Annotated in this window: 28 protein-coding genes, 1 tRNA gene and 1 pseudogene; 12 read left to right on the forward strand and 18 right to left on the reverse strand. The window is 60.4% G+C overall.

Annotated elements, in window-relative coordinates; all coding sequences use genetic code 11:
* Nucleotides 1-87: 87 nt before the first annotated feature.
* From AC2CGI_RS19265 to tesA, 3 genes are all read right to left on the reverse strand, one after another.
* Nucleotides 88-942: a co-chaperone YbbN gene (locus AC2CGI_RS19265; protein WP_076740492.1), complete on the reverse strand. Its 855-nt coding sequence runs from the start codon at nt 940-942 to the stop codon at nt 88-90.
* Between the two features lie 77 nt (nt 943-1,019).
* On the reverse strand, nt 1,020-1,796 hold the full coding sequence (locus AC2CGI_RS19270) for an SDR family oxidoreductase (RefSeq protein WP_004940195.1): 777 nt from the start codon (nt 1,794-1,796) through the stop codon (nt 1,020-1,022).
* A gap of 26 nt (nt 1,797-1,822) precedes the next feature.
* Entirely contained in the window at nt 1,823-2,461 is a 639-nt protein-coding gene (tesA, locus tag AC2CGI_RS19275) for a multifunctional acyl-CoA thioesterase I/protease I/lysophospholipase L1 (RefSeq protein WP_161545168.1), read from the reverse strand.
* Here tesA and ybbA point away from each other — a divergent pair.
* From ybbA to AC2CGI_RS19290, 3 genes are all read left to right on the forward strand, one after another.
* Nucleotides 2,432-3,118 carry a putative ABC transporter ATP-binding protein YbbA gene (gene ybbA, locus AC2CGI_RS19280; protein ID WP_004940192.1) on the forward strand — a complete coding sequence of 229 codons (687 nt, stop codon included), beginning with the start codon at nt 2,432-2,434 and terminating at the stop codon, nt 3,116-3,118. The two genes, tesA and ybbA, sit on opposite strands and share 30 nt — an antisense overlap.
* Complete coding sequence (gene ybbP, locus AC2CGI_RS19285) at nt 3,115-5,547, forward strand: putative ABC transporter permease subunit YbbP (RefSeq protein WP_076740491.1); 2,433 nt, start codon at nt 3,115-3,117, stop codon at nt 5,545-5,547. Before ybbA ends, ybbP begins: the two co-directional genes overlap by 4 nt.
* Nucleotides 5,548-5,676: 129 nt before the next feature.
* On the forward strand, nt 5,677-5,976 hold the full coding sequence (locus AC2CGI_RS19290; RefSeq protein WP_015376910.1) for a hypothetical protein: 300 nt from the start codon (nt 5,677-5,679) through the stop codon (nt 5,974-5,976).
* 78 nt (nt 5,977-6,054) lie between these two features.
* On the opposite strand, the gene purK is transcribed toward AC2CGI_RS19290, so the two are convergent.
* From purK to ppiB, 4 genes are all read right to left on the reverse strand, one after another.
* A complete protein-coding gene (gene purK, locus AC2CGI_RS19295; RefSeq protein ID WP_021504639.1) occupies nt 6,055-7,122 on the reverse strand; it encodes a 5-(carboxyamino)imidazole ribonucleotide synthase in 1,068 nt (355 codons plus the stop codon).
* Nucleotides 7,119-7,643 (reverse strand): 5-(carboxyamino)imidazole ribonucleotide mutase, encoded by a 525-nt coding sequence (purE, locus tag AC2CGI_RS19300; protein ID WP_004940188.1) that lies wholly within the window; start codon nt 7,641-7,643, stop codon nt 7,119-7,121. Before purE ends, purK begins: the two co-directional genes overlap by 4 nt.
* Before the next feature lie 149 nt (nt 7,644-7,792).
* On the reverse strand, nt 7,793-8,515 hold the full coding sequence (locus AC2CGI_RS19305) for a UDP-2,3-diacylglucosamine diphosphatase (RefSeq protein ID WP_015376912.1): 723 nt from the start codon (nt 8,513-8,515) through the stop codon (nt 7,793-7,795).
* A 10-nt stretch (nt 8,516-8,525) separates the two neighbouring features.
* Nucleotides 8,526-9,020 carry a peptidylprolyl isomerase B gene (gene ppiB, locus AC2CGI_RS19310; RefSeq protein WP_004940183.1) on the reverse strand — a complete coding sequence of 165 codons (495 nt, stop codon included), beginning with the start codon at nt 9,018-9,020 and terminating at the stop codon, nt 8,526-8,528.
* A 309-nt stretch (nt 9,021-9,329) separates the two neighbouring features.
* Between ppiB and cysS the strand changes: the two genes are divergently transcribed.
* Complete coding sequence (gene cysS, locus AC2CGI_RS19315; protein ID WP_015376913.1) at nt 9,330-10,715, forward strand: cysteine--tRNA ligase; 1,386 nt, start codon at nt 9,330-9,332, stop codon at nt 10,713-10,715.
* A 60-nt stretch (nt 10,716-10,775) separates the two neighbouring features.
* Here the strand turns inward: cysS and ybcJ are convergent, their stop codons facing one another.
* Complete coding sequence (gene ybcJ, locus AC2CGI_RS19320) at nt 10,776-10,988, reverse strand: ribosome-associated protein YbcJ (protein ID WP_015376914.1); 213 nt, start codon at nt 10,986-10,988, stop codon at nt 10,776-10,778.
* A gap of 10 nt (nt 10,989-10,998) precedes the next feature.
* Nucleotides 10,999-11,865 (reverse strand): bifunctional methylenetetrahydrofolate dehydrogenase/methenyltetrahydrofolate cyclohydrolase FolD, encoded by an 867-nt coding sequence (gene folD, locus AC2CGI_RS19325; RefSeq protein ID WP_004940177.1) that lies wholly within the window; start codon nt 11,863-11,865, stop codon nt 10,999-11,001.
* A gap of 205 nt (nt 11,866-12,070) precedes the next feature.
* Between folD and AC2CGI_RS19330 the strand changes: the two genes are divergently transcribed.
* Entirely contained in the window at nt 12,071-12,280 is a 210-nt protein-coding gene (locus tag AC2CGI_RS19330) for a hypothetical protein (protein ID WP_015376915.1), read from the forward strand.
* Nucleotides 12,281-12,692: 412 nt separating this feature from the next.
* Nucleotides 12,693-12,769, forward strand: a tRNA-Arg gene (locus AC2CGI_RS19335).
* Between the two features lie 21 nt (nt 12,770-12,790).
* Here AC2CGI_RS19335 and AC2CGI_RS19340 read toward each other — a convergent pair.
* Together AC2CGI_RS19340 and AC2CGI_RS19345 are read right to left on the reverse strand one after the other, a co-directional pair.
* Nucleotides 12,791-13,000: pseudogene (locus AC2CGI_RS19340) on the reverse strand (tyrosine-type recombinase/integrase); the annotation flags it as partial.
* A gap of 119 nt (nt 13,001-13,119) precedes the next feature.
* Entirely contained in the window at nt 13,120-13,431 is a 312-nt protein-coding gene (locus tag AC2CGI_RS19345) for a MoaF-related domain-containing protein (RefSeq protein ID WP_015376916.1), read from the reverse strand.
* Nucleotides 13,432-13,788: 357 nt separating this feature from the next.
* Here AC2CGI_RS19345 and AC2CGI_RS19350 point away from each other — a divergent pair, with 357 nt between their 5' ends.
* Nucleotides 13,789-13,932: a hypothetical protein gene (locus tag AC2CGI_RS19350; protein ID WP_015376917.1), complete on the forward strand. Its 144-nt coding sequence runs from the start codon at nt 13,789-13,791 to the stop codon at nt 13,930-13,932.
* Nucleotides 13,933-14,057: 125 nt separating this feature from the next.
* Nucleotides 14,058-15,590, forward strand: coding sequence for a glycosyltransferase family 39 protein (locus tag AC2CGI_RS19355; RefSeq protein WP_021504636.1), 1,533 nt, complete (start codon nt 14,058-14,060; stop codon nt 15,588-15,590).
* A gap of 180 nt (nt 15,591-15,770) precedes the next feature.
* Here the strand turns inward: AC2CGI_RS19355 and AC2CGI_RS19360 are convergent, their stop codons facing one another.
* Nucleotides 15,771-16,835: an aldo/keto reductase gene (locus AC2CGI_RS19360; RefSeq protein ID WP_075685631.1), complete on the reverse strand. Its 1,065-nt coding sequence runs from the start codon at nt 16,833-16,835 to the stop codon at nt 15,771-15,773.
* Nucleotides 16,836-16,932: 97 nt separating this feature from the next.
* Here AC2CGI_RS19360 and AC2CGI_RS19365 point away from each other — a divergent pair, with 97 nt between their 5' ends.
* The 3 genes from AC2CGI_RS19365 (at nt 16,933) to AC2CGI_RS19375 (ending at nt 20,586) form a co-directional block, all read left to right on the forward strand.
* Entirely contained in the window at nt 16,933-17,838 is a 906-nt protein-coding gene (locus tag AC2CGI_RS19365; RefSeq protein WP_484593963.1) for a LysR family transcriptional regulator, read from the forward strand.
* A gap of 118 nt (nt 17,839-17,956) precedes the next feature.
* A complete protein-coding gene (locus tag AC2CGI_RS19370; protein ID WP_004940045.1) occupies nt 17,957-18,508 on the forward strand; it encodes a flavodoxin family protein in 552 nt (183 codons plus the stop codon).
* Nucleotides 18,509-19,137: 629 nt separating this feature from the next.
* A complete protein-coding gene (locus tag AC2CGI_RS19375) occupies nt 19,138-20,586 on the forward strand; it encodes a GGDEF domain-containing protein (protein ID WP_033645856.1) in 1,449 nt (482 codons plus the stop codon).
* Between the two features lie 23 nt (nt 20,587-20,609).
* Here the strand turns inward: AC2CGI_RS19375 and AC2CGI_RS19380 are convergent, their stop codons facing one another.
* Nucleotides 20,610-21,089 (reverse strand): cold-shock protein, encoded by a 480-nt coding sequence (locus tag AC2CGI_RS19380; RefSeq protein ID WP_015376922.1) that lies wholly within the window; start codon nt 21,087-21,089, stop codon nt 20,610-20,612.
* Between the two features lie 166 nt (nt 21,090-21,255).
* Here AC2CGI_RS19380 and AC2CGI_RS19385 point away from each other — a divergent pair, with 166 nt between their 5' ends.
* Nucleotides 21,256-21,765 (forward strand): VOC family protein, encoded by a 510-nt coding sequence (locus AC2CGI_RS19385; protein WP_015376923.1) that lies wholly within the window; start codon nt 21,256-21,258, stop codon nt 21,763-21,765.
* A 36-nt stretch (nt 21,766-21,801) separates the two neighbouring features.
* Here the strand turns inward: AC2CGI_RS19385 and AC2CGI_RS19390 are convergent, their stop codons facing one another.
* The 5 genes from AC2CGI_RS19390 to AC2CGI_RS19410 are packed head-to-tail and all read right to left on the reverse strand — an operon-like array spanning nt 21,802 to nt 26,367.
* On the reverse strand, nt 21,802-22,629 hold the full coding sequence (locus AC2CGI_RS19390; RefSeq protein WP_015376924.1) for an amino acid ABC transporter ATP-binding protein: 828 nt from the start codon (nt 22,627-22,629) through the stop codon (nt 21,802-21,804).
* Between the two features lie 9 nt (nt 22,630-22,638).
* Nucleotides 22,639-23,526: an amino acid ABC transporter permease gene (locus AC2CGI_RS19395; RefSeq protein ID WP_004940038.1), complete on the reverse strand. Its 888-nt coding sequence runs from the start codon at nt 23,524-23,526 to the stop codon at nt 22,639-22,641.
* Nucleotides 23,527-23,557: 31 nt separating this feature from the next.
* Nucleotides 23,558-24,085: a GNAT family N-acetyltransferase gene (locus tag AC2CGI_RS19400; RefSeq protein WP_075685629.1), complete on the reverse strand. Its 528-nt coding sequence runs from the start codon at nt 24,083-24,085 to the stop codon at nt 23,558-23,560.
* 9 nt (nt 24,086-24,094) lie between these two features.
* The gene (locus AC2CGI_RS19405; RefSeq protein WP_004940036.1) at nt 24,095-25,015 is read right to left on the reverse strand and encodes an ABC transporter substrate-binding protein; all 921 of its coding nucleotides are present in this window, start codon (nt 25,013-25,015) and stop codon (nt 24,095-24,097) included.
* Nucleotides 25,016-25,041: 26 nt separating this feature from the next.
* Nucleotides 25,042-26,367: an LLM class flavin-dependent oxidoreductase gene (locus tag AC2CGI_RS19410; protein ID WP_015376926.1), complete on the reverse strand. Its 1,326-nt coding sequence runs from the start codon at nt 26,365-26,367 to the stop codon at nt 25,042-25,044.
* Nucleotides 26,368-26,422: the final 55 nt, after the last annotated feature.

A 26,422-nucleotide genomic window follows, 5' to 3' on the forward strand; every position in this document is an offset into this window, starting at 1 on the left:
ACGTTCGATCCCCTGGTCACTTAGTTATCTAAGCTCCCAGGGCTTCTCACGTTTGCCGCCTGGATGCAGCTTCAGGTATGACGGATATCAGTACAGCAGGGAGTACAGCTGGCGGCGATATTTAGCGGCCAGCGCGTCGCCGGTGCCGAGTGCGGCCAGAATGTCCATCAGGGTCTTGCGCGCGTTGCCGTTGGCGGCGGCCAGATCTTTCTTCAGATGCCCCATCAGCAGTTCCAGCGCTTCTTCGTTACGCCCGACCTGATGCAGTTGCAGCGCCAGCTGCACCGCCAGCTCGACGTTGTCCGGCTCTTGCTGCACCTGCTGTTGCAACTGTTGGATTTCCGGCGTGTCCGCTGCCTGCTTCAACAGTTCAATCTGCGCCACCAGGCCCTGATAGCGCGTATCGCGATCCTGCAGCGGGATAGTCGCCAGCACCGCTTCAGCGTCTTCGCTGCGGCTGAGCGCGATCTGCGTTTCGGCCAGCGTCAGGCCGATGTCGCTGCGCTGCTGGCTGCTCTGCCAGGCGTCTTTCAGCAGCGGCAGCGCTTCGGCGGCGTTGCCGGCGGCCAGCAGTTCCTGCGCCTGCGCCAGTTTCAGATCTTCTTCCTTCGGCAGGAAACGCTGCAGCAGGTCGCGGATCGCTTCTTCCGGCTGCGGGCCCTGGAAGCCGTCGACCGGCTGGCCATCTTTAAACAGGTAGACCGTCGGAATGGAACGCAGCCCGAACTGGGAGGCGATCATCTGCTCGGCGTCACAGTCCACCTTGGCCAGAATGAACTGACCGGCGTATTCCGCCGCCAGCTTGTCCAGCACCGGCGTGAGCTGCAGGCAGTGTTGGCTGCGCTCGGACCAGAAGTAGAATAGCACCGGTGTGGACATCGATTGTTCCAGCGTCTGGTGCAGGTTAGTTTCGTTAATATCAACAACAGCTTGAGCTAGCATCTTTTTTCTCTCTGATCGTGCGGAGCCATGGGGTGTAAATGGGGGCGCGCCACCATTCTTCAACCCCGTCGGGCGAATTAAGCGTTGCTGCGCAGCAGCCAATCCAGACAGCGGCCCGGCAAAATGCGGCGCAGCACGCTCATCGCGTGCGCCAGCAGGGTGACCGGGTAGCGCAGTTTGGCGCGTGGGCTTTCCAGCGCGTGGCGCAGTTTGGGCAGGATGGCCTCCGGCGGCAGCGTCAGGCGCTTGGCGATGCCGGGGTTGTGCACCGGCTTGTCGCTCTGCGCCTGGTTGACGTTCTGGCTAAAGTGGGTGGAGATCGGCCCCGGTTCGATCAGGCTGACCTGAATGCCGCTGCCGTGCAGTTCCATGCGCAGCGCGTCCGACCAGGCTTCCAGCGCGAACTTGCTGGCGGCGTAGGCGCCGCGCCCGGCGCTGGAGACCAGACCCATTACCGAGCTGGTCTGAATGATGCGCCCTTCGCCGTGCGGCAACATCGCCGGCAACAGCAGCTGGGTTAGCTGGTGGGTGCCGAACAGGTTGGTGGCGAACTGCCGCTCCAGCTGGCTGCGCGAAATGCGGCTGAGCGGGCCGTAAACGCCGAACCCCCCATTATTGAACAGGCCGTACAGGCGGCCGTCGGTCAGCGCGATCACCTCGGCGGCGGCGCGCTCGACGCTGGCGCTGTCGTCCAGATCCAGCTCGATGCCTTCCAGCCCGAGCTGGCGCATGTTTTCCACGTCCTGCGGCTTACGGCAGGCGGCCAGCACCCGGTAGCCGCGGTTGCGCAGATCCTGCGCCGCAATCAATCCAATCCCGCTCGAACAGCCGGTTATTAATACCGCTTTTTGCATAACTTTACCTAGTGTACGACCCTAATTTAGTGAGACTCATGCTTTACTAGCGGTTCCAGGCGCTCCGCCATCCAGGTGGCGATAAACGGCTGAGCGTCCCCATTGGGGTGCAATCCGTCATCCTGCATCCATTCCGGCTTCACCACCACCTGTTCCATATAGAACGGCAGCAGCGGAATGTTGAACTGTTTGGCCAACGCCGGATAGACGGCGCTGAACGCCTCAGTATAGCGGCGGCCGTAGTTCGGCGGGATGCGGATCTGCATCAGCAGCGGCTGTGCGCCGGCCTGCTGCACCCGCGTGATGATTTGGCCGAGATCGCGCTGTACGTCCTGCGCCGGGAAGCCGCGCAGGCCGTCGTTGGCGCCCAGCTCGATCAGCACCCAGCGCGGCTGATGCTGTTTCAGCAGCGCGGGCAGACGCGCCAGCCCCTGCGCGGCGGTGTCGCCGCTGATGCTGGCGTTGACCAGCTGCGGTGCGCCCGGTTTTTTCTGCCACTGTTCGGCCAACAGCGTCGGCCAGGCCCGCTCGATCGGCAGGCGATAGCCGGCGCTTAAACTGTCGCCCAAAATCAATAAGGTATCGGCGGCGGCAGCGCGTAAACTGAATAATCCCAACAGCAAAAGGAAGGGAAGATGCCAGCGGAAAACGTTCTTGAAGTTCATCATCTTAGTAAACACGTTGGTCAGGGTGAGCATCAGCTCACCATCCTTACCGGAGTCGAGCTGCTTGTCAAACCCGCGCAGACGATCGCCCTGATCGGGGAATCCGGCTCGGGCAAGTCGACCTTACTGGGCATATTGGCCGGGCTGGATGACGGCAGCGAAGGCGAAGTGCGTTTGCTGGGCGAGTCGCTGACCGCGCTGGACGAAGAGGGGCGTGCCGCGTTGCGCGCCAGAAATGTCGGCTTCGTGTTTCAGTCGTTCATGCTGGTGCCGACGCTGAACGCGCTGGAGAACGTGCAGCTGCCGGCGCTGCTGCGCGGCGAGAGCGACAGGCAGAGCCGCGAGCAGGCGGTGCAGCTGCTCGAGCAGTTGGGGCTGGGCAAGCGGCTCGATCACCTGCCGGCGCAGCTGTCCGGTGGCGAGCAGCAGCGCGTGGCGCTGGCGCGCGCCTTCAGCGGCCGGCCGCGGGTGCTGTTCGCCGATGAGCCGACCGGTAACCTCGATCGTCAAACCGGCGATCGCATCGCCGATTTGCTGTTCTCTCTCAACCGCGATTTCGACACCACCCTGATCCTGGTGACCCACGACGAAACCCTGGCGGCGCGCTGCCAGCGGCGGCTGCGGCTGCGCGAAGGCAAGCTGTGGGAGGAAGCATGATCTGGCGCTGGTTCTGGCGCGAATGGCGCTCGCCGTCGCTGCTGATCGTTTGGCTGGCGTTGACGCTCTCCGTGGCCTGCGTGCTGGCGCTGGGCAGCATCAGCGATCGCATGGACAAAGGACTCAGCCAGCAGAGCCGCGACTTTATCGCCGGCGATCGGGTGCTGCGCAGCGCGCATCCGGTGCCGGAAGGCTGGTTGCTGGACGCGCAGCAGCAGGGGCTGAAGGTGAGCCGCCAGCTGTCGTTCACCACCATGACCTATGCCGGCGATCGGCCGCAGCTGGCGGACGTGAAAGCCACCGATCTGGTCTATCCGCTGTACGGCAAGCTGGAAACGCGCCCGGCCAACATCAAGCCTGAACCGGGCAGCGTGCTGGTGGCGCCGCGCTTGCTGGCGCTGCTGAACGTGAAAGTCGGGGATTCGCTCGAGGTGGGCGACACCACGCTGCGCATCGCCGGTGAAATCATTCAGGAGCCGGACGCCGGCTTCAATCCGTTCCAGACCGCGCCGCGCATCATGATCAACCTGGCCGACGTCGATAAGACCGGCGCGGTGCAGCCGGGCAGTCGCCTGACCTACCGTTATATGTTCGCCGGCGCCGAGCCGGATATTCAGCGTTACGAAGCGCGGCTGACGCCGCAGTTGACGCCGGACCAGCGCTGGTTCGGGCTGCAGGAATCCGGCAGCGCGCTTGGCAAGTCGTTGCAGCGATCTCAACAGTTCCTGCTGCTGTCGGCCCTGCTGACGCTGCTGTTGTCGATCGCCGCCGTGGCGGTGGCGATGAGCCACTATTGCCGCAGCCGTTACGATCTGATCGCGGTGCTGAAAACCCTCGGCGCCGGGCGCGGCGCGCTGCGTAAGCTGATCGTCGGCCAGTGGCTGGCGGTGATGGCGCTGGCGGCGGTATGTGGTGGGGCGATCGGGCTGGCGTTCGAAGCGCTGCTGATCCGCCTGCTGAAGCCGGTGTTGCCGGCCGCGTTGCCCGCCGCCGGCGCCTGGCCGTGGCTGTGGGCGCTCGGCGCGCTGGTGCTGATTTCGCTGTTGGTCGGGCTGCGGCCGTATCGCCAGCTGCTGGCGACCCAGCCGCTGCGGGTGCTGCGCCGCGACGTGACGGCCAACGTCTGGCCACTGCGCTACTTCCTGCCGGTGACGGCGGCGATCGTGGTGGCGCTGTTGGTGGCGCTGATGGGGGCCAGTACGCTGCTGTGGGCGATCCTGGCCGGTATGGCGGTGCTGGCGTTGCTGTTGGGCGGCATCGGTTGGGGCAGCCTGCTGCTGCTGCGCCGCATCACGCTCAAGAGCCTGGCGCTGCGGCTGGCGGTCAATCGTCTGCTGCATCAGCCGTGGGTGACCATCAGCCAGCTGGCGGCGTTCTCGCTGTCGTTCATGCTGTTGGCGCTGTTGCTGGTGCTGCGCGGCGATCTGCTCGAACGCTGGCAGCAACAGCTGCCGCCGGACAGCCCGAACTTTTTCCTGCTCAATATGACCGAGGCGCAGGTGCCGCAGGTGAAAACCTTCCTGCAGCAGCACCAGATCAAGCCGGAAACCTATTACCCGATCGTGCGGGTGCGCCTGACCGAGATAAACCAGCAGGTGGCGACCGAGCGGGTGCATGAAGACGATCCGGGCGGCGAGGCGGTGAACCGTGAGCTGAACCTGACCTGGCTGGCTGAACTGCCGGATCACAATCCGCTGGTGGCGGGCAATTGGCCGCCGAAAACCGGCGAGGTTTCGATGGATGAAGGCATCGCCGGGCGGCTGAAGATCAAGCTGGGCGACACGCTGACCTTCAGCGGCGATACCCAGGCGTTCAGCGCCAAAGTCACCAGCCTGCGCCAGGTGGATTGGGAGAGCCTGAAGCCGAACTTTTACTTTATCTTCCCGCCGGGCGCATTGGACGGCCAGCCGCAGACCTGGCTCACCAGCTTCCGCTACGACGGCGACGGCCAGATGCTGACCCAGCTCAACCGTCAGTTCCCGACGCTCAGTCTGCTGGACATCGGTGCGATCCTGCAACAGGTCGGCGGCGTGCTGCAGCAGGTCAGCCGCGCGCTGGAGGTGATGGTGGTGCTGGTGGTGCTGTGTGGCGGCCTATTGCTGCTGGCGCAGGTGCAGGTCGGCATGCGTCAACGCCGCCAGGAGCTGGTGGTGTACCGTACGCTGGGGGCCGGCAAACGGCTGCTGCGCCGCACGCTGTGGTGCGAGTTCGCCCTGCTGGGGCTGGTGGCGGGCATCGCGGCGGCGGTGGGCGCCGAGGCGGCGCTGTGGCTGTTGCAGAGCCGGGTGTTCGACTTCCCGTGGACGCCAACGCCGGTGCTGTGGTGGGCGCTGCCGCTGGCCAGCGCGCTGCTGTTGTCGCTGTGCGGCGGCTGGCTGGGTGTGCGCCTGCTGCGCGGCAAGGCGCTGTTCCGCAGTTATGAGGGGTGATGCGGCTATTTATAACGCCGGATGTGATAAGCACCCGGCTTGGCAGAAAAGAGAGGCGTCGTCTTTAAACTGTATTATTTTCGTGTTTTATAATGTGTGATCTGCGGGTTACCACCAGGAACGAAGGGAATGAAAATCTACTGGTCACTTAAAAGTATCCCGGAATTAAAAAATTTGCCTTTGCGCGAACGTCTCGGACGTTGGCAGCGTGGCCTTGCTTCAGCGGGATTCTTTAACGGAACGGGCATATTGCTGGTTGCATTGTTGCCGTGGTTTTCGATTCTTATCGCTAACGATCTGACCCTTAATTACCCTTTCTTGCGCAATCATATCGTCACAGCGCTTGGATATGGCATCAGTGGTTTTTTGGGTATGAATCTGATGATAAGAAGTATGCTAAGGAAAAATAAGAATATTTTTTCTGATTAAGCGCAGCGGTTTAAAATTGTCGTCATAAAAAAGGGGTTAGCCTTGGGCTAACCCCTTTTACTTTCGGCGGCGTGCGCTTTAGGCCAGCTTCTGCTGTGCCCAGGCCAGCCCGCTTTGGTATTCGCCCGGCAGCAGCGGTGCCAGCGTCTGCAGCGCCTGGCGCAGATCGGCGGCGCTCGGGTCGTTCAGATTGAGGTGGCCGACCTTGCGGCCAGGGCGCACCTCTTTCTCATACCAGTGCAGGTGCACCAGCGGCAGCGACAGCCACTGTTCGTTGACGGCGGTGCCGATCAGGTTGACCATCACCGATGGCGTGCTCACCACCGGCTGCGGCAGCGGCAGGCCGAGGATGGCGCGCAGGTGCAGCTCGAACTGACTGATGGACGCGCCGTTTTGCGTCCAGTGGCCGCTGTTGTGCACGCGCGGCGCCAGTTCGTTGATCAGCAGCCGATCGCCGACGATAAAGCACTCCATCGCCATCACGCCGACGTAGTTCAGCTCGTTCAGGATCGCCGCCAGCATCTGCTCGGCCTGTTGCTGCAGCGCCGGGTTGGGCTGCGGCAGCGCCACGCTGGTGCGCAGGATGCCGTCTTCATGCAGGTTATGGGTCAGCGGGTAGAATACCGAACGGCCGTCGTGGCCGCGCGCGCCCACCAGCGACACTTCGCCGGAGAAATTGATGCCTTGCTCGACGATGCACTCGCCATAGGCGTCGGCCGGCAGTTCGGCTTCCTGGCCGGGGCGCAAGCGCCACTGGCCGCGGCCGTCATAGCCACCGACCCGGCGTTTGACGATCGCCAGTTCGCCCAGCGAAGCGAATACCTGCGGCCATTCGGCGGCGCTCGCCAGCAGCTGCCACGGCGCGGTCGCCAGGCCGAGCTGGTCGAGCAGCTGTTTTTGCGTCAGGCGATCGGCCAGACGCGGGAAGATGTCGCGGTTGACGAAGGCGCTGTGGGTCGCCAGTTCGCGCGTCAGCGCGGTTTCCGGCCAGCGTTCGATCTCGGCGGTAATGACGCTGTTCTGATACGGCACCGCCTCGGGTTCGGCATCGATGCCGATGGGGTAGACGGCGATGCCCAGCGGTTCGCCGGCCTGGCGCAGCATGCGCCCCAGCTGGCCGTTGCCCAGTACGCAAACCGGCTTCATGCGTCCTCCCGCGGATCGGGGTGGTTCAAAACGTCTTCAGTCTGCGCCTGACGCCAGTCCGCCAAACGCTGCGCCAGCGCGGCGTCGTGCAGCGCCAGGATCTGCATCGCCAGCAGCCCGGCGTTGGCGGCGCCGGCTTTGCCGATCGCCAGCGTCCCCACCGGAATGCCGCGCGGCATCTGCACGATGGAGTAGAGGCTGTCTACGCCGCTCAGCGCGGCACTTTGCACCGGCACACCCAGCACCGGCACCAGGGTTTTCGCCGCCAGCATGCCCGGCAGATGCGCCGCACCGCCGGCGCCGGCGATGATCACGTCAAAGCCGTTGGCGGCAGCCTGCTCGGCGAAGCTGAACAGCTTGTCCGGCGTGCGGTGAGCGGAAACGACTTCGACATGGAAGGGGACATCGAGCTGGGTCAGGACTTCGGCGGCGAACTGCATGGTGGCCCAGTCACTTTTCGATCCCATTACAATTGCGATTTTAGCCCCGGCATTGGCGGCTGAAGCGGCGTTGGCTCCCATGGGTGTAAGGCTCCTGTGATTTGTCTGGCGTCGGCTGAGGGCCGAATGAGGGCGTAGAGCATACCATGAGCGCACGGCGAGGAAAACGGTTGCGTCGCCGGTTTTCACCGGCGAAAGCGCGAATTTTCACTCGCGCGCCTGCGCGGAACTCAGAATGGGAATTGGATCAGCTCGACGGCGTCGGCGCTGACTTTGATCATCGATCCTTCGACGTGCCAGGCGCCCAGCACCGCGCGATGGGCTTCGCCGTTGCTCAGCGCCAGCCGGTGCACCGCCGGGCGATGGGTATGGCCGTGGATCATCCAGTGCACGTCGTGGCGCAGCATCGTTTGCTCGACCGCCTGCGGGTTGACGTCCATGATGGCTTCCGACTTGTACTGGTTGGATTGCTGGCTGCGGGCGCGCATGTTGGCGGCGATCTTCAGTCGCCAGCGCAGCGGCAGCGCGAGGAACAATTTTTGAATCAGCGGGTTGTGCACTTTACGGCGGAATTGCTGATAGGCTTGATCGTCGGTGCACAGGGTGTCGCCGTGCAGGATCAGGATCCTGCGGCCGTACAGCTCCAGCACTTTTTCTTCCGGCAGCAGCTGCATGCCGCTGGCGCGGGCGAAGCGCTTGCCGAGCAGAAAATCGCGGTTGCCGTGGATGAAATAGCAGGGCACGCCGGCCTGTTGCAGCGCTTTGAGCGCCGCGGCGATCTCCGCGTGCAGCGGCTCGGGATCGTCGTCGCCGATCCAGGCTTCAAACAGGTCGCCGAGGATGTACAGCGCGTCGGCGTGCACCGCTTCGCGCCGTAAAAAACGCAGAAAACCGGCAGTGATTGCCGGTTCCTGTGCGCACAAGTGCAGATCTGCGATGAACAGCGTACTCATGCAGCCGCGATTACTCGCTGACGGTCACGCTGTTGATGACGACGTCTTCTACCGGTACGTCCTGGTGCATGCCGCTGCGGCCGGTTTTCACGCCTTTGATCTTGTTGACCACGTCCATGCCTTCAACCACTTCAGCGAACACGCAGTAGCCCCAGCCCTGCACGTTTTCGCCGCGGAAGTTCAGGAAGTCGTTGTCAGCCACGTTGATGAAGAACTGTGCGGTGGCGGAGTGCGGATCGTTGGTGCGCGCCATTGCCAGGGTGCCGATGGTGTTTTTCAGACCGTTGTTGGCTTCGTTCTTGATGGTCGCGTTAGTCGCTTTCTGGTTCATGCCCGGCTCGAAACCGCCGCCCTGGATCATGAAGCCGTTGATCACACGGTGGAAGATGGTGTTGTCGTAGAAACCGGCGCGGCAGTAGTTCAGGAAGTTTTCAACGGTAACCGGCGCTTTGTCAGCAAAGGTCTTGATAACGATATCGCCGTGATTGGTGTGGAAAGTAACCATAGTTTTAATCCTAACAAGGTGAAGTGAGACGTCACGTAAAGCGAGTGAACATTCAGACCGCCCTTATAACATATCCGCCCCAGCGAGTCAGCAGCGGCTCAACCGCGCACTGTCTGTGGTAATTGCATTTGTGTTATATTATAACAATTGCGCCGGCCGGCGAATTTCGCGCATTTTATTCGCGTGAAGTCAGCAAAGCTTGGCCTTAACCTTGCAATAGATCAGGCTTCAGGTTTCAATACGCTACCGGGCGTAAAACCTGAAGCCCGGTTATCTTTTTTGTTATCACGCACACCACGGAATCTCCCGATGCTAAAGATTTTTAATACCCTGAGTCGTCAAAAAGAGGAATTCAAACCCATTCATGCCGGGAAAGTGGGCATGTACGTGTGCGGGGTAACCATCTATGACCTGTGTCACATCGGCCACGGTCGTACCTTTGTCGCTTTCGACGTGGTGGCGCGTTATCTGCGCTATCTCGGCTATTCGCTGAACTACGTGCGCAACGTCACCGACGTAGACGACAAAATCATTCGCCGCGCGGCGGAAAATCATGAGACCTGCGACCAGCTGACCGAACGCATGCTGGCGGAAATGCATGCCGACTTCGACGCGCTGCTGATCGATCGCCCGGATCAAGAGCCGCGCGCAACCCAGCACATCGCCGAGATCATCGAGATCACGCAGCGTCTTATCGATCGCGATCACGCTTACGTGGCCAGCAACGGCGACGTGATGTTCTCCATCGACAGCGATCCGCAATACGGCCTGCTGTCGCGTCAGGATCTGGATCAGCTGCAGGCCGGCGCGCGCGTGGAGATCGACGACGTGAAGCGTAACCCGATGGACTTCGTGCTGTGGAAAATGTCCAAGCCGGGCGAGCCGAGCTGGCAGTCGCCGTGGGGGCCGGGCCGTCCGGGCTGGCATATCGAATGCTCCGCCATGAACTGCAAACAGCTGGGCACCCACTTCGACATCCACGGCGGCGGTTCCGATCTGATGTTCCCGCACCACGAGAACGAGATCGCGCAGTCGAGCTGCGCCCACGACGGCCCGTACGTCAATTACTGGATGCACTCCGGCATGGTGATGATCGACAAAGAGAAGATGTCCAAATCGCTGGATAACTTCTTCACCATCCGCGACGTGCTCGGCCATTACGATGCGGAGACGGTGCGTTACTTCCTGATGTCCGGGCACTATCGCAGCCAGCTGAACTACAGCGAAGAGAACCTTAAGCAGGCGCGCACCGCGCTGGAGCGCCTCTATACCGCGCTGCGCGGCACCGACGCCGATGCCGCGCCGGCCGGCGGTGAAGCGTTCGAAGCCCGCTTCCGCGAAGCGATGGACGACGACTTCAACACTCCGGAAGCCTACTCGGCGCTGTTCGATCTGGCGCGCGAAGTTAACCGCCTGAAGAGCGAAGACATGGCGGCGGCCAACGGCATGGCGGCGGAGCTGCGCAAGCTGGCGAAAGTGCTCGGCCTGCTGCAGCAAGAGCCGGAGCAGTTCCTGCAAGGGGGCGCACAGGTTGACGACGGTGAAGTGGCGGAGATCGAAGCGCTGATCAAACAGCGTAACGAAGCGCGTGCCGCCAAGGACTGGGCGCTGGCGGACGCCGCTCGCGATCGCTTGAACGAGATGAACATCGTGCTGGAAGACGGGCCGCAGGGCACCACCTGGCGCCGTAAGTAAGCCGGCCGAAGTGAAAACAAAAAAGGCGCTGAATTCAGCGCCTTTTTCTATGGCTGCAGGTTAGGGTTTAACCATGACCTTGCCGCCGTTGAACTCCACCACCTGATCGGCGACGATCTTGCAGCGCTTGCGGGTTTCGACCTTGCCGTCGACTTTCACCAGCCCTTCGGCGATGACTTCTTTGGCGGCGCCGCCGCTTTCACACCAGCCCTGGAACTTCAGCAGATCGCACAGTTCGACGTGGGGATGATTGTCCAGATTGAAAATTTCCATACTGCCTTACTTATTTAGGTTGAACGTCGTGATATTCCTCGCAGGCCTGCAAGGTATTTTGGATCAGTGTAGCCACGGTCATCGGGCCAACGCCACCCGGCACCGGGGTGATGTAGGCGGCGCGCTCGCTGGCGGCGTCAAAATCGACATCGCCCACCACTTTACCGCTTTCCAGACGGTTGATGCCGACGTCCACCACGATGGCGCCCGGTTTGATCCAGTCGCCCGGGATGAAGCCCGGTTTGCCGACCGCCACCACCAGCAGATCGGCGTTCTCGACGTGGTGACGCAGATTTTTGGTGAAACGGTGGGTGACGGTGGTGGTGCAGCCGGCCAGCAGCAGCTCCATGCTCATCGGGCGGCCGACGATGTTGGAGGCGCCGACCACCACGGCGTTCAGGCCGTAGGTATCGATGTTATAACGCTCCAGCAGGGTGACGATGCCGCGCGGCGTGCACGGGCGCAGCTTGGGCGCGCGCTGGCACAGGCGGCCGACGTTGTAGGGGTGGAAGCCGTCGACGTCTTTATCCGGATGGATGCGCTCCAGCACCTTGACGTTATCGATGCCGGCCGGCAACGGCAGCTGCACCAGAATGCCGTCGATTTCCTCATCGGCGTTCAACTGGTCGATCAACGCCAGCAGCTCGGCTTCACTGGTGGCAGCGGGCAGGTCGTAGGAGCGGGAGAGGAAGCCGACTTCATCGCAGGCGCGGCGCTTGCTGGCGACGTAAATTTGCGAGGCCGGGTTCTCGCCGACCAGCACAACCGCCAGGCCTGGGGCGCGTTTGCCGGCCGCCAGACGTTGTTTCACTTGCTCAGCCACTTCGTTTCTAACCTGCTGCGCAATCGTTTTACCATCAATAATCTTTGCTGACATCAGTGTGGAAATCCATCAATTAAGAAAAGCGGGGATGCCGCTATTCTGTCAGAAGCTGAGCGCGCTGTCAGGCGCAGAATCACCCTCGCCGCCGTTGCCGAGGCCGATTTACGCTTTTTTTATGCCGGCTTCAGGAACCTCTACGCCATTTTTACCGGCATTTGCATACGCTGGGGCCATACACAGGGCGAAAGAGGGCAGGATCATGAGAGCGATAACCCGGCTTTATCCGTTGCATCACCAGCCTGGCGAGCAACCGGCGCAGCCTAAACATGTGGGGGAGACGGTGTTCGATTCTTCGCTGCATCCGGCGGACAGTGAGCAACTCACCGCGCTGCATCAGCTCGGCAAGCATGAGGCGGCGCCGTTGTGGCGGGCACGCCTGAATGCGCTGTGGCGGAAGTTATGCGTATGAAGGGCTGCGCCTGGGCAGGCTGCACGCTGTTGCTGGTTTGGGCATCGGGGAGCCAGGCTTCTTTAAACAGCGCACGCGCTGACGCCGCATGGGTTGAAAACGTGGCGGCGACTTGCAACACACGGGTGATTGAGCATGCCGATTGGGGCGACATTGCCGCAGTGGTTATGTCTGCTCGCCTCTGCCAGCGGCGGGACAACGGGCGGCAAGGGCGTGAGCACGCGCCGATTTACGTAGGCGCCGGGCTGGCTCAGCGTAACGGCGCCCGTTGACGAGAACCCTCGCCGCGCGGGCGCTGGTGGAAAAAACGCCATAAAGCACGGCCGCCGTCGTAACGTCATGAAAAGGCATTGACTCGCTAACCTCTGACCGTATAATCGCAACCCGCAGCCGCAGGTTGCCGCATCTCAATGCGCCCTTAGCTCAGTTGGATAGAGCAACGGCCTTCTAAGCCGTAGGTCATAGGTTCGAATCCTATAGGGCGTGCCATTAAGTATCAATGAGTTATGCTCATTCCCCCACTGCAAGATTTTCCAAAAGTGCCAGGTTAGTGACATTGCCCGCCAAGACTTCGTCAATTTTTCTCGCATGTTCGGTTAGATGAGTTGGGGATAGGTGAGCATATCTCTGTACCATCTCGATGCTCTCCCATCCTCCCATTTCTTGCAGTGCCGAAAGTGGCACGCCTGCCTGAACCAACCAGCTCGCCCACGTATGCCGCCGTTTTTGCTTCATGTGAGCGCGATATGAGAAAGGCATAAAAATGGCCACGCCAAAGGATAGGCTATTTGATAGAGCGGCAATTAATACGCGAAAAGGATTAAAGGCGCTGAAGTGAATTAAAGAATTTTCCCTTCCATCACGTAAAAATCTCCATTCATCGTTGTGTAGTAAGCATAAGAAATGTGTTTTTCGAAGTTATCGCAGTGAACAACGGTATTTTTATCGGATTCTTGCCAGGAAATCATGAAATAGCCGTCAGCCAATGAACGCCACTGGAAAGGCACATTCATAATGGTTCCGCGAAGTTCTCCGTTTAGAAACTCAACGGTAATGGTGTTTTCACTGGCATGGTAGGCGTTTTTAACTTCGAGACCATTGTCCATCTTGATGGTAAAAGATTGGCCTGCATAAGGAAATTTTACAGCCATTGTCGCAACTCCTTTAATGTGTCGTAGCTGAAAAGCGGCGGTGAAGCACGCTGCTATCCCGAATCACTCATGCCTAAGGCGGTAGTGAGGTCAGCCAGCTGAGCGTTAAGCGGCTGGATAGGTCCAATAGTAGAGAGGGCGCATCGGTGGAAAAAGGGACCGGCGGGCAATTCACTTTTCTCTTTTTGTTCATAAAGGGGATGGGCGGCAGGTTACTGTTCACTGCGGGGGTTGTGGGGTTTAAGTGACGGGAATTTGTCTGACACCGAGCGCGGTCACAGGAAACGGCAAGCGGCATTGAACCTTCGTTTATTTTGCCGCGTTACAATAGGTGAAAATTTACCCATGGAGCCTATCGTGCGCAAATCCAGATTCTTTCTCGTGACCTTGCTGTGTCTGTGCGCCGCCGCCGTGCTGTACGTCATGGCATACCGGGCGCTGGGGCATTACCTCAGCGACGGCGAGAAGGCCTACCCGGATATCAGCGTTGAAATTCGCTGAGGGCCGGTCGGCGCGGTGGTGATCGCGCCGACTTTTTTGCACTGATTTACCCGCCATTTACCCGCCGTCGGCAATGATGAGGCAGCGTCTCCACATTGTGTGGTTCTCTTGGGCGGAATGCGGTTATGTCACTGCAACAGGTTTCGAATGTCTCGTTGAGCAACAACGGCTTAAAGGGCATCGGTTACAAACATTATGCGTTGGCGATCGTGGCGTTTTCGGCGCTCGTACGGTCTATATCCTTAACCGACAGGTATTTTTGGTGCGATGAGGCCTCCAGCGTGCTGACCAGCCGCTATGACGTAGGCGCTTTGCTGTACCACGCTTCCTTCGATGTTCACCCGCCGCTGTATTACCTGTTGCTGCATGGCTGGATGGTGCTGTTTGGCGACGGCATTCTGGCCGCCCGTTCGCTGAGCCTGGTGCTCGGCGTGGCGACAGTGGCGCTGGCGATGCGCTTTACCCGTTGGCTGGCCAACGAGCGGGCGGCGCTGATAGCGGGCTGGCTGATGGCGATCATGCCGATGGCGGTGCGTTACAGCCAGGAGGCGCGCATGTATGCGCTGATGGGGCTGCTGGCGATCGCCGCCGCCATGGCGTTGGCGAAGTGGCTGAAAACGCCGGATAACCGCCGTTATCTGGCGCTGTATGCGCTGTTGATGACGCTGAGCTTTTATACCCATTACTTCACGATTTTTACCCTGATCGCGCATTGGCTGGTGGTGTTGGCGCTGTCGTGCCGCCGCGAAGGCGAGTGTTATATCAAGCAACCGGTGTGGTGGCTGGCCAATGCGGCGATCGGGGTGGCCTACATTCCCTGGCTACTGGTGTTGTTCAATCTGCTGGCGCATATCGCCGAGCTGCGGGTCGGCGGCGACGTCGGTTGGATCCCTCAGGTTTCCTGGAGCGATCTGCCGGCGATGTTCTGGCGTTTTCTCACCGGCCATGATGGCAGCAACTATCCCACGATCATTCTCTGGCTGTTGCCGGCGATGTTTGTCGCTTTATGTTCACTGCTGCTGTGGCGGCGCCAGATGCCGAGAAAATTCTCTCTGCTGCTGCTCGGCGGCATGCTGATCCCGGTAATGTTGGTATTCGCCATTTCCTGGCGCTCGCCGCTGTTTGTCGATCGCTATCTCTATTCCGCCGCGCTCGGCATTCCGCTGGTGTTGGGTGTGCTGATCGCCGGAACGAAAAACCGAGTGCGCGGGATCTCTTTGCTGCTGTTCTTCAGTTTGTTGTTCGGCTGCGGCGTGCGTAACGATTACCCGGCCGAGAAAGATGAGTTCAAGGTGATGGTGCACTATATCAACAGCCACTATCAGCCTAACGATGCGGTAGTGGTCAGCAACATGTTCAACTACCTGAGCTATGTGTATTACAACAAACAGGGCTACCGCGCCTTGCTGTATACCCCGGCCAGGCCCAACGGCATCTCGGGTAAGCCCAATGCCTATGGCTTCGGCACCTTTTTCCACGATCGGGCGGCGCAGACCTACGTCGATAAGCTCAGCGCCTTATCGAAGGGCCATCGCCGGATTTGGCTGGTCAGCGGCGGCGATTTCAACCAGGACTTCGGCCGTTCGCCGCCGGGGTGGGTCAACACCGTTACCTTCAAGAGCGGCGGGTTCGAGTCGCGCCTGTTCGTGGTGCGTTGAGCAAAATGTCATATTTCCCATTCGGCGTTACATCTGGCCGAGCAAACTTACGCGGGGATGACAGTTCTATACATTGAGATTGATACTGTAGCTCTACCCGATGATGTTGTGTGTTATCCATTCCCTGTAGTGTATTACCCCATCCCTGTTAAGTTTATCCCGCCTTGTGCGGGATTTTTTTTATCTGCGCGGGGCGAGATGCAGGCCGCCGGTCATGATGTTGCGGGTGGCCGGCAGGGCGAGAAAATCGTGTGGGAATCCCAGCTCGATGGCACTGAGATCGTCCAATCGCCGCCAATGATCTTCCGTCAGCGCCACCTTCAATGCACCGAGGTTATCTTCCAATTGCGCCAGGGTTCGGGCGCCGACGATCGGCGCGGTGACCGTCGGCTGGCGCAACGTCCAGGCCAGCGCGATTTGTGATGGGGTATACCCGGTCTCGTGAGCGATCAGGTTGACGGTATCGGCGATACCGAGATTGCGTGCGTTCAATGTCCCCTTGGCGCGTACGGCTTCGCGCCGAGTGCCCGCTTCATCTGGCGATGGCTGCAGATCCTGTCGCCGGTATTTGCCGCTCAGCACGCCGCCGGCCAGCGGCGACCAAGGGATAACGCCCATCCCCAATTCTTGCGCCATCGGCAGCAGTTCGCGCTCGACGGTGCGTTCCAGCAGGCTGTACTCGATTTGCAAGGCGATAAGCGGCGACCAGCCGCGCAGGTCCGCCAGCGTTTGCATCCTGGACGCCTGCCAGGCAGGGAGATCAGACACCGCCACATACAGCACTTTTCCGGCGCGCACCAGGTCGTCCAGGGCGCGCATGATCTCTTCCACCGACGTGGTGAAATCCCAGGCGTGCAGATAGAGCAGATCGATGTAATCGGTATTGAGCCGTTGCAGGCTTGCTTCAACCGATCGCAGCATGCTTTTGCGATGGTTGCCGCCGGAATTGGGATCGTCTGGCTGCATCGGCAGGGTGTATTTGGTGGCGATCACCAACCGATCGCGGCGCCCGGCGGCGAACTCACCCACGAAAAGTTCGGCGCTGCCCTCGGTATAGCGGTTGGCGGTATCGATAAAGTTGCCGCCGCGTTCGACATAAACGTCAAACAGACGTCGAGCCTCGGCCAGTTCGGCGCCCCAGCCCCAGTCGGTGCCGAAGGTCATGGTGCCGAGCGCCAACGGTGAAACGCGCAGACCGGAACGGCCCAGCAGGCGATAGTGATCCAGTGAAAGTGTGGTGTTCATAGGCATTCTCCCGTGTAGATGCCGTCCACGATAGCGCCCGTAGGTTGTTTAAGGAATGGGCTATAATCTTCATGAATTATTAAGTAGGGAGAGCATAATGAGGGGCAGTGATTTCGCCGAATTGCGCGCCTTTGCCGCTATTGTCGAGCACGGTGGCTTCGCCCGCGCAGCCGCACATTTGGGTATATCCGCTTCGGCGCTCAGCCAAACGCTGCGCAACCTGGAGGCGCGTCTGGGTGTGCGTTTACTGAATCGCACCACTCGCAGCGTGGCGCCGACTGAAGCCGGAAGACTGATGTTGGCGCGCCTGACGCCCGCGATGGCCGAGATCGACGCGGCGGTGGCGCAGGCGGTAGAGCAACGCCAGAACCCCTCGGGTCTTTTGCGGCTTAACGTAACCCGCGTGGCGGCGTTGCATTTTCTGGCACCCTTGATCGCGCCGTTTCATCATCAATACCCCGATATTACGCTCGATCTCAATGTTGAGGAGCGGCTGGTGGATATCGTTGCCGGCGGTTTTGATGCCGGCGTGCGGCTGCACGAGAAACTGGCGAAAGATATGGTGGCGGTCAAGCTGGGCGGGGAGGTGCGGATGCGTGTCGTTGCTTCGCCGGCGTATTTGGCGCGTCACGGCCGGCCGTTAACACCGGGCGATCTGCATCGGCATCGGTGTTTGAATTACCGCTGGCCGACCAACGGCAATGTGTATCGCTGGGAGTTTGAGTGTGACGGTGAAAAGCAGGAGATCGCCGTGAAAGGGCCGGTGACAGTCGATGAGCCGGAAATATTGGTGAGGGCTGCGATGGATGGGGTAGGCATTGCCTACCTGTTTGAGCAACAGGTTGCCACCGGCCTGGCCGAGGGGAGGCTGTTACCGCTGCTCGATGCCTGGATCCCTCCGTTCCCCGGTTTCTATCTGTACTATCCGGCAAACCGCCAAACGCCGCGCCCGCTACGCGCTTTTATCGACTTCGCCCGTCAACAGGCAGAACAGGGCGCGTAACGCGATTTTTTTGAATAACACCGTCAGTTTTATTCGGTATTCAGTCGCTGTGCGCTTGATTAGATTGAACGCGAGAGGGGCGCCGTCGGCGCCTTTGTGCAATGAGTGGAGAATTTCTATGGCGAAGACAGTAGTGGTGTTTCATTCCGGCTACGGCCATACCGAGCGTTTGGCGAAAGTGGTGGCGGAAGGCGCCGGGGCGGAACTGATCGCCATCGATCAGAACGGCGATATCAGCGACGAAGCCTGGCAGACGCTGGATGAGGCGGACGCCATCATCTTTGGTTCGCCGACCTATATGGGCGGCCCATCCTGGCAGTTCAAGAAATTCGCCGACGCCAGCTCCAAAGCCTGGTTCGGCCGCAAGTGGCAGGATAAAGTGTTCGGCGGTTTTACCAACAGCGCCAGCCTGAACGGCGACAAGCAGGTGACGCTGATCGCGCTGCAGACGCTGGCTTCGCAACATGGCGGCCTGTGGGTCAGCCTGGGGCTGTTGCCGGCCAACACCAAATCGGCGCAGCGCACCGACGTCAATAACCTGGGCGGTTCGGTGGGGCTGCTGGTGCAGACCCCGGCGGATGCCGGCGTGGATGAGATGTTGTCGGGCGATCTGGCGACCGCCAAGCTCTATGGTCAGCGCGTAGCGGGCTTTGCCGCCAAACTGGCGTAAGACCTATCGTGTAGATGGGACGGCGGTGCGGTTGAACGGATGCCGCGTTCATTTTCTCTGCACAATTGGCGTGTAATCTGCGAAATGTTATTAGCCTGCTTGGGCTAACACTGCATTTCGTACAAATATTCCCGGTTCCTAGGCCGGGTTTTTTGTTGCTAAGGTCTGCTTAAGCTTTCACCGCTATACTGCGCGTCAGCACGGTCATGCAATGCATGGCCGTGTCGTAACTGTCGATTTGCTGTTGTTCAAGCAAGCCCGCTTCATGCGGGCTTTTTTTGGGTTGTTATTGCACAGGCGGCCCAGTTGCAGGAAAATAATCGCACAGTGATTCAAACATCATTTAATGACCAATAACCACAAGTTTATTAATGTAATTAACTCTCTCGGCGGCCTATTACGCTATGCGCTATGCTGACAGCAGAGCGGGCATTATTTGCTGACGCTGTGCGGGGAGTTACGCCGCGGCCGCATCAGGCTAAGAAAATTCTGTTAATTAAATGTTAATGTTTTTTATTATTGATTTGTCTGGCTTTTTTGGTTGAAATTCGGATTGACTATCCCTCACTGGCCGGGCGAGAGAGTATGCATATTATTATTCTGGTTATTAGCAAAATATGGGCGAGGCGATGAGCGCCAGAATAAACGCCAGGCATGGCCTGCCGCTAACGGTGCAGCTGATCAATCTTTTCATGCTGGCCTTTTTACTCTCCCTGGTGGGTATTCTTAGCCGGCCGATAGGTTCACTTTCTTTATTTTGGCCGGTCAACGCGATTCTGCTTGGGCTGCTGCTGCGCAAACCCGTTTACGCTACGCCGCTCGGCTGGCTCACCACTTATCTGGGCATGGTCGCCGCCGATCTCAGTACCGGCGAGGGCTGGTCCCTGGCGCTGTGGCTGAACGCCTGCAACATGTCGCTGATCGCCGTCGGTTACGGCATCATGCTGATGCTGCCGCAATCTCAACGGCGCATGGGCAAACCCCAGGCGATACTCTATATGTTCAGCGCCAGTCTGGCCGGATCGGCGGTGGCGTCGACGCTGTCGGTGCTGCGTAACGACAGCCTGTACAACAATACGGTGGTGGTCGCCTGGTTGGCCTGGTTCAGTGAGCAGTTCTCGACGACCTTGTTGCTGTTGCCGGTGCTGATGGCGGCGCCGCGGTTGAAACAGCTGTTTCGCATGCAGGTGCGTTGGCGCCTGAAAGGCTGCCTGCCGCTATTGGCGCTACTGCTGTCGCTGGCGTTCAGCGTCTATATCGGCGGGCCGGGCGCCATCGCTTTCCCGATCCCGGCGCTGCTGTGGTGCGCAGTGCGCTACCAGTTGTTCCCCGTGACGTTGCTGACCTTGTTGACCGGCATGACCGAGATCAGCAACATTTCAGCCAACCTGGTGCTGTATGAAACGCCGAACAATCACAACGCCTTCCTCGACACCCTGATGTCCGCCCGCTTGGGCATCGCCATGCTGGTGATGGGGCCGCTGATCCTCGCCAGCTCTATCGCCGCCAATCGCAAGCTGATGCGGCGTCTGGAGCACAGCGCCAACCACGATTTCCTGACCGGGGTGCTGGCGCGCAGCGCGATGACGCGCAAAGCGGGCGAGCTGCTTGAGCACAAGCACCGCTCGAAAGAGGCGGTGTCGCTACTGCTGATCGACATCGATCATTTCAAGCAGATCAACGATACGCACGGCCACAGCGCCGGCGATCAGGTGTTGGCGTCGTTCGCGCATATCGTGCGGCGCGAGCTGCGGCACGATCAGCTGTTCGGCCGCCTGGGCGGGGAAGAGTTCGCCATCATGCTGCCGCGCGCGCTGGCGGCGCAGGGCGTGGCGCTGGGGGAGCATCTGCGCCGGTTGGTGGAGCAGGCGGAACTGCAGGCGGAAGGCAAACAGACGCTGAAAATCACCATCAGCGTCGGCGTCGCCAGCCTGGCGATGAACGAGGTGAAATCGCTGGAGCAGCTGATGAATATGGCGGATATCGCGCTGTATCGCGCCAAATCGCAGGGGCGGAATCGGGTGGAGTCGTTCAACGTGGTGAACGGCAACAGCGTCGAGCATATTCTGTTCCGTTAAGCTCGACGCTGGGTGAGCGGCGCTTACAGGCTTTTCAACGCCTTGATGGTTTCATCCATGTCGATCTCGTGCTCGGAGAAGGTATGGGTGGTGTTCTGGAAGGTGGTGATGGTCAGCATGCGCAGCGTTTGCATGGCCTGCGCCTGGTCTTCGGACTGCGGGCGAATGCGGTTCATCAGCAGGCCGACCGACAGCACGGTGTTCTCTTTATCCACATCGGCTTTGACCGGCACTTCCTTGGTGAAGGTATTGAAAGACTTGATGCTGGCGATCTTGATTCTTTCATTGGCGATGATGATGTATTTGCTGGGCGCCAACACTTTGACCGCATAAGCCGACGGGCCTTTGGTGTTGTTGGTCGGTTCGAAGGTCACCGCCGCGTTTTTCTTAATCAGCTCCGGATTTTGCACTTTAATCACGTGAAAATAACGATTTTCTCCGTTCTCGTCGGTAATAAAGCCGAAGCCTTTGTCTTCAAAAAAAGTCGTTATCTTGCCGTTCATCGTTATTCTCACAAAAGGGATCAATACAGCGCTTATGATAGCGCGGAATGCCTTGCAGCGACAGATTGCGCGGGCGGCATTTAGTCATGCGATAACGGCATTTAGCGGCTTTTCCTCCACATGCTATGTTCATGCTGACTTCATTCAATGCGAAAAAGGAATATCGATGGGTATCAAACGTCTCAATCACGCCGTGCTGTATGTCAGCGACGTGCGGCAGAGCGCCGACTTTTATCATCAGGTATTGGGCTTCAAGCTGAAGCCGTCCGACAGCCCCGACCGGGCGGTATTTACCCAGGCCGCCGATTCGGACAACGATCACGATTTGGCGTTGTTCAGCAAGAACCTGGGCCAGCAGCGCGCCGGGGTGTTTCGCGCCAACGGCGAGCCGCCGGCGGAGCATGAGCCGCCGGCCGGGCTGTACCATCTGGCCTGGGAAGTGGACAGCCTGGAAGAGCTGGAGCGCATTCGCCATCAGCTGGCCGAACGCGGCATTCTCGGGTTGGAAGAGGATCACGGCGTGCACAAAAGCATTTATGGCCACGATCCGGACGGGCTGCTGTTTGAGGTGACCTGGTTTATTCCGCCGGCGCTGCTGACCGAAGAGGATAAAAACCAGCAGGGAATTCGCCCGCTGGATTTCGCCGCCGAGAAGCGGCGTTTCGCCGGTCTTTAACCTGCTCCTGCGCGGGGCGCTGCGGCGCCCCGACGCTCACAGCACTTTGTTGAGGAAGTTAACGGTGCGCGGGTGCTGCGGCTGAGCCAGCACCTGTCTGGCATCGCCCTGCTCGACGATCTGCCCGTCGACCATAAACACCACCCGATCCGCCGCTTCGCGCGCAAAGCCGATTTCATGCGTGACGACCACCAGCGTGACGCCCAGATCCGCCAATCCCTTAATCACGTCCAGCACTTCGCCGACCAGCTCGGGATCGAGCGCGGAGGTCGGCTCATCGAACAGGATCACCTTCGGGTTCAGCGCCAGCGCGCGCGCGATGGCGATGCGCTGCTGTTGGCCGCCGGAGAGGTGGCGCGGATAGGCATCCGCCTTGTGGCGCAGCCCGACGGTATCCAGCAGCTCATAGGCCACCGCTTTCGCCCGTTCGCGGGAGTGAATTTTGTGCACCACCGGCGCTTCGATGATGTTTTCCAGCACCGTCAGGTGCGGGAACAGGTTGAAGTTTTGGAACACGTAGCCGACGTTGATGCGCTGCCGGAGAATGGCCTTTTCCTTCAGCTCGTACAGCCGGTTGCCCTTGCGGCGGTAACCGACGTAGTCGCCGTCGATGCGGATAAAGCCCTCGTCCACGCGCTCCAGATGGTTGATCGCCCGCAGCAGCGTCGATTTGCCCGAGCCGGAAGGGCCGAGGATCACGGTCACGGTGCCCGGCTGCAGCGTCAGGCTGACGTCGTCCAGCGCCTTGTGTTTGCCGAAGAACTTGCTGACGTTGCTGATTTCGATCAGGCCGCGCGCCGGCACCGGGGTGAGGTTGCGTGCCGGCTGTTCGGGCAAGGCGTAATAATCAATGGCTTCAGACATGCGGGTCTCCTAACGTTTTAGCCAGCCGGCCAGTTTCTGCCAGGGCGTCGGCGGCAGTTCGCGCACCGCGCCCCGGGCGAAATAGCGTTCGATGTAGTATTGGATCACCGACAGGGCGGTGGTGATGAACAGATACCAGACGGTGGCCACCATCAGCAGCGGTATCACCTGCTGGGTGCGGTTATAGATCACCTGGATGGTGTAAAACAGCTCCGGCAGCGCCAGCACATACACGATCGAGGTGCCTTTCGCCAGGCTGATGATCTCGTTGAAACCGGTCGGAATAATGGATCGCAGCGCCTGCGGCAGAATGATGCGGAAGGTGCGGCGATAGCCCGGCAGGCCCAGCGCCGCCGCCGCTTCGTGCTGGCCGTAATCCACGCCCAGGATGCCGCCGCGGATGATCTCGGCGGTATAGGCGGACTGCACCAGCGTCAGGCCCAGCACCGCCACGGCGAACTGGCCGAGGATATCGATGGTCGGGTAGCTGGCGAACACCACCGAGGTAAAGGGAATGCCCAGCGAGATGGCGTCGTACAGATAGGAAAAGTTATACAGGATGATCAGCACCAGGATCAGCGGCAGCGAACGAAACAGCCAGATATACCCCCAGGCCAGCGACGCCAACAGGTAAGAGCGCGACAGCCGCGCCAGCGCCAGCAGGGTGCCGAACAGGATGCTGAACAACGTGCCGAGCAGCGTCAGCAGCAGGGTCTGCCCCAGCCCTGCCAGCACCGCCGGGGCGAAGAACCACTCGGCGAACACGCCCCATTCCCAGCGCGCGTTGCCCGCCACCGATTGCACGATGGCGGCCAGAATAAACAGCGAGAACAGGGCGCCGATCAGCCGCAGCGGATAGCGGGCGGGCACCACTTTCAAGACTTCTTGTTTGGACATGTCATGTCTCCTGACTACAGATAAAGGGGGGTTAGGCGATTTTCCTTTCCGACGCGCAACAACACGCGTCCTCTGCAATCAGGCTTTTGCGGAACGGCAGGCGGCCATCGTAGGGCGGGTGGCTGTAAACCTCGCTGTCAACGGTGGGATCGAACTGCGGCTGATAACCGTTGCTCAGGTACAGGCCTACCGCTTCGGGCTGGCGAAAGCCGGTGGTCAGGTAGAGCCGGCGATACCCCTGCGCCAGCGCCAGCGTTTCCAACTGCTGCAACACCCGCTGCGCCAGGCCCTGGCGGCGCAGATCGCCCCGGGTCCAGATGCGCTTCAGCTCGGCGGTTTGCGCGTCATAGTGCTTGAAGGCGCCCATGGCGATCGGCGCACCGGCGCGCAGCAGTACGATGAAGGCCCCTTGCGGCGGTGCATACAGGTCCAGCGGTTCCGGTTCCTGGTCACCAAAATAGTCGCCGTAACGCTGGCGATATTCACCGAACAACCCCTCGATCACCGGGGCGATCAGCGGGTCGGTCGGCAACGTCTGAATGAAGGTGTCTTGCGTCATTGCGCGCTCCTAATCGCCCAGGCCGGGCGGGTTGATTTCCGACTGCGCAAGGCGTTCGACGCTCTCGCCCCAGCGATTGAGCACCTGATCGTACTGTCCGCCGCGGATCGCGCCGTTCAGCGCTTCATTCACCGCCTGCACCAGCCCGTTGCCTTTACGGGTGGTGACGGCGATGTGCGCCGCCTTGGGCCAACCGCCTTCCACCGTGCCCGCCAGCCGGGTACGGCCGTTCAGCGCCGCTTTATAGGCGCCCAGCACGTTCGGCCCGAAATAGGCGTCGGCCCGGCCGGACTGGATCGCCAGCGTGGCGGCCGCATCGTCGGTCACGTAGATCGGCTGGAAGGGTTTGAGCCCCTGTTGCCGGTTCTGTTTGTCCCACGCCAGCAAGATGGCTTCCTGATTGGTGCCGGAGCCGACGATGATCTTTAATCCGGCGATATCGGCAGGCTGTTTGATCGTTGCGATCTTGCCGCCGGTTTTGACGTAAAAGCCGAGCGAGTCGATGCGGTAGGTGGCGAAGTCGAAGCGGGTTTTGCGCTCTTTGGTCACGGTGACGTTGGTGATGGCCGCGTCATACTTGCCGGAAACCACCCCCAGCGGCCAGTCTTCCCACGACGTTTGCACTACGTTCAGCTCCAGGCCCAGGCTGTCGGCCACCAGCTGCGCGATATCCACTTCGCTGCCGATAAGCCGCCGGTTGTCGGCAGCGAACAGCGCCAGCGGCGGCGTGTTGAGCGCGGCGATTGCAACGGTGAATTGGCCCGGCTTCACGAAGTGGAAATCGGCCGGCAGTTTGGCGATCGCCTGCGGGTTTTTCGGCGCGTGGATCGGGGTTTCATTGGCCTGTAAATCGATGCCGGTGCCCGCCTGCGCGGCGCCGGTCAGGCTCAGCAAGGCCGCCACGAGAGCGGCGGTAACGGTTTTCTGCATAGCGGGTATCCCTGAAAACGATCTTATTATTGGGTGAATCTGTTCAACGGGTGCTTCAGGCCCAGGTGTTCGCGCAGCGTATCGCCGTGGTACGCCCGGCGGAACAGGCCACGTTGTTGCAGGATGGGCACCACCCGATCGACGAAGTGCCCGAAGGCGTTGGGCGTACCGCCGCTGATGATGAAGCCGTCGGCGGCTTCGCCGTCGAACCAGCGTTGCAGGCCGTCCGCCACCGCTTCCGGCGTGCCGCTGAACACCGGGCGCGGCGAGGCGGCTTCCAGCGCCACCTGGCGCAGCGTGAGGTTCCGCTCGCGGGCGTTGCGCTTGATGGCGTCGGTGGTGCTGCGGAAGCTGTTTTGCCCCAGATCGCCGATGTCCGGGAAGGGGGCGTCCAACGGATGGCGGGAAAAGTCGTAATGTTCGAAGTAGCGGCCAAGGTAGTTGAGGGCGTTCTCGATGCTGACCAGACGGGCGGTCTCCTGGTACTGACGCTCGACGTCCGCATCGTCGTCGCCGACGATCACGCTGACACCCTGGAAGATGCGCAGGTCGTCCGGTTCGCGCCCCTGTTCCACCAACTGCCGCTTCACGTCCTGGTAGAAATCCTGCGCCTGCTCCAGCGTGTCGTGATGGGTGAAGATCGCATCGGCGTGTTTGGCCGCCAGCCGTTTGCCGTCTTCAGAGGCGCCGGCCTGGAACAGGATCGGGCGGCCCTGCGGCGTGCGGCCGATGTTCAACGGCCCCTGCACCGAGAAGAACTCCCCCTGGTGATTGAGGGTGTGCAGTTTCCCGGCGCGGAAAAATTCGCCGCTGGCCTTATTGCGCACGAAGGCATCGTCTTCCCAGGAGTCCCACAGTCCTTTGGCGACGTCGAGAAACTCGCCGGCAATGCGGTAACGCAGGCTGTGCTCCGGGTGTTCTTTGCGCGAGAAGTTTTTGGCCGACCCCTCCAGCGGCGATGTCACCACGTTCCAGCCCGCGCGCCCGCCGCTCAGGTGATCGAGGCTGGCGAACTGGCGGGCGACGGTGAACGGATCGCTGTAGGAGGTGGAGAGCGTGCCCACCAGGCCAATTTTGTCGGTGGCGGCGGACAGTGCGGCCAATAAAGTCAACGGCTCGAAACGGTTAAGAAAATGCGGAATGGACTTTTCGTTGATATATAAGCCATCGGCGACGAAGACGAAATCGAATTTCCCTTGTTCGGCTTTTTTCGCCGAGGCGATATTAAATTCGAGGTTAATGCTGGCGTCGGCGGTGGCATCCGGGTGGCGCCAGGCGGACATATTTCCCGATGCGCCGTGCAGAATGGCGCCCAGCCGTAATTGCCGTTGATTATTCGCGTTGTCGCTCATCGTGATTATCCTGTCATGCGCCGAAAGGCGCGCGGTGTCTGATGCGTCCACTATT

The organism is Serratia sp. LSHTC3 (assembly GCF_057197125.1).